1 protein-coding gene and 1 pseudogene are annotated in these 2137 nt (G+C 72.3%); one reads left to right on the plus strand and one right to left on the minus strand.

All coding sequences use genetic code 11. The features are described 5' to 3' along the window. Positions 1-623 precede the first annotated feature (623 nt). Positions 624-1556: pseudogene (locus AC27IO_RS23275) on the plus strand (M14 family metallopeptidase). 80 nt (positions 1557-1636) lie between these two features. Here AC27IO_RS23275 and AC27IO_RS23280 read toward each other — a convergent pair. Beyond that, positions 1637-1894 carry a hypothetical protein gene (locus AC27IO_RS23280; RefSeq protein ID WP_272564030.1) on the minus strand — a complete coding sequence of 86 codons (258 nt, stop codon included), beginning with the start codon at positions 1892-1894 and terminating at the stop codon, positions 1637-1639. Positions 1895-2137: the final 243 nt, after the last annotated feature.

Below are 2137 nucleotides of genomic sequence, written 5' to 3' on the forward strand. Positions count from 1 at the left end.
CAGCAGCCCGTCCACCTGCAGGCGCCGGTGATGACCACCGGCATGTTTTCCAACACCGCATGCCCCCAGTGCGCATCACCGCACACCACCAGGCCGGGGGCGGCCATGCCCGGTGCGGGGGGGCGGTGACGCGCCCGCCACGTGCAGGTCGCCGTGCACCAGCAGCAGCGCGGGGCGCGGGGGCGCCGGCAGGCAGGGCAAAGGCATCCGCCCACGTGCCGGGCGGCCAGGGCGCTGTCCCATCCCAGGCCAGTTCGGGCAGCGACAGAGGGCCCTCCAAGCAGCACACCCGGCTGGCGTCCGCGAGCGGCGGGGCCGTGCCGTGCGCCCTGGTCAATGCCTCGCGCCAGCCGCCGGGCCAACGCGCATGTGCTTGCGCGAGCGGGAGCCACGTGATGGAGGGCGGGGTCATGGACAGGGGGGTGGGTTGCGCGGACCGCTCCCAAGGGCGGGGGCCGGTGCCGGCGATCGTACAAGAGCGCCATTCCGGTGTCCGGCATGGCGTGACGGGGACCGCGCCGGGCCCTGCAAAGGCCGCGCGGTGCGGCTACGATGGCCGGCTTCCCCACCACCTTCACCCCGGACGGGCCGCCGCAGCCGATGGCGCCCTCCGCCGCACCGCGATGACCCTCACCCCGCCCCTGTTCGAAGTCCTGCCCCCGCGATCTGTCCGCCTACCGCGAGGGCAACACCGGCATCCCCTATGTGCACCGTTTCGCCTCCGGCCAGCCCGGGCCGCACGTGCTCATCAATGCGCTCACGCATGGCAACGAGATCTGCGGCATGGTGGCCGCCACGCACCTGCTGGACAGCGGCGTGCGCCCGTTGAAGGGCACGCTCACCATCAGCTTCGCCAACGTGCAGGCCTACGAGTCATTCGACGAGAGCCGGCCGTTCGACAGCCGCCAGATCGACCACAACCTCAATCGCGTGTGGTCGGCGGCCGAGCTGGACGGCAGCCTGGACAGCATCGAGATGCGCCGCGCGCGCGAGCTGCGCCCCGTGGTGGCCGCGGCGACCACGTGCTGGACATCCACTCCACCAGCCAGGACGTCGAGCCGTTCTGGGTGTACCCCGCCTATTCGCGCAATACCGAAGTGGCCTGCGCCATCGGCCGGCCGGGCGTGCACCTGCTCATGCCCAGCGGGCTGGGGTCGGGCACGCCGCTGATCCAGCACGGCCGCCTGGGCGAGGCGGGCGGTGCGGGCACGGGGCTGGTGGTGGAGTGCGGGCAGCACTTTTTGCGCTCGGCGGGCGAGGTGGCCACCACGGCGGCGCTGGATTTTCTGGGGTACTTCGGGCTGATCGAACGCGAGCGCCCTGCGCCCGGTCCGCAGCGCCGCTACGAGCTGCTCCAAACCTGCATGGTGACGACGCCGGAGTTCCGCTTCACGCGGCCGCTGGTGGGGTTCGAAGTGTTTGCCGAGGGCGAGCTGATCGCCACCGACGGCGCGCAGGAGATCCGCGCGCTGTGCGACGGCTGCACGGTGATGATGCCCACGCGCGCGCCCATCGTGGGCCGCGAGGCGGTGTACCTCACCCGCCCCGTGCCCTGAGTCTGAAGTTGAGAATGGCGTGCAGCGGCGGCGGGGGCGGCCGCCGCTGCAGCGGTTGGGTCATGAAATGGCGGGGGAGGTCAGGCGCTGGCCGGGGCTACGTGGTCTTCCTGCTCCGCCTGGCCGCCCTTGGGCAGGATCTTGCCGTCCTGCACGTAGAGCTCGTACTGGTCGCGCGGCATGGCGGCCAGGCCGGCGGCGTCGTTGTCCGCCGTCCAGCTCAGTGTCACGCTGTCGGGGGCGTGGGCGAGTTCGACCGGGCCCTCGGGAATGGCGATCGGCATGCCGTCGCCTTCGCGGTACGTGACTTCTCCGCGGATGGTGGCGTGTTGCTTCATGGGATGGTCCTCCTCGGGGTTGCGGGGGCTGCACGGAACCCGCGCAGCTGAAACCCATTACATGGCAGGCGCCAGGGCCGCCGTGTCGGACCCGTTCCCGAATTGCTGCGGTGCAAGAATCGCCGCCCGAAGGCGTCAGGCCGGCGGAGCGGCCGGAGCCGGCGCACCCCGCACCAGCCGGGCGTCGTGCACCATCGCCAGGGCGTTGAGCCCCGCCACCCCCACGCCGGCCAGGCACGCGGC

Source organism: Acidovorax sp. KNOB132, assembly GCF_057541515.1.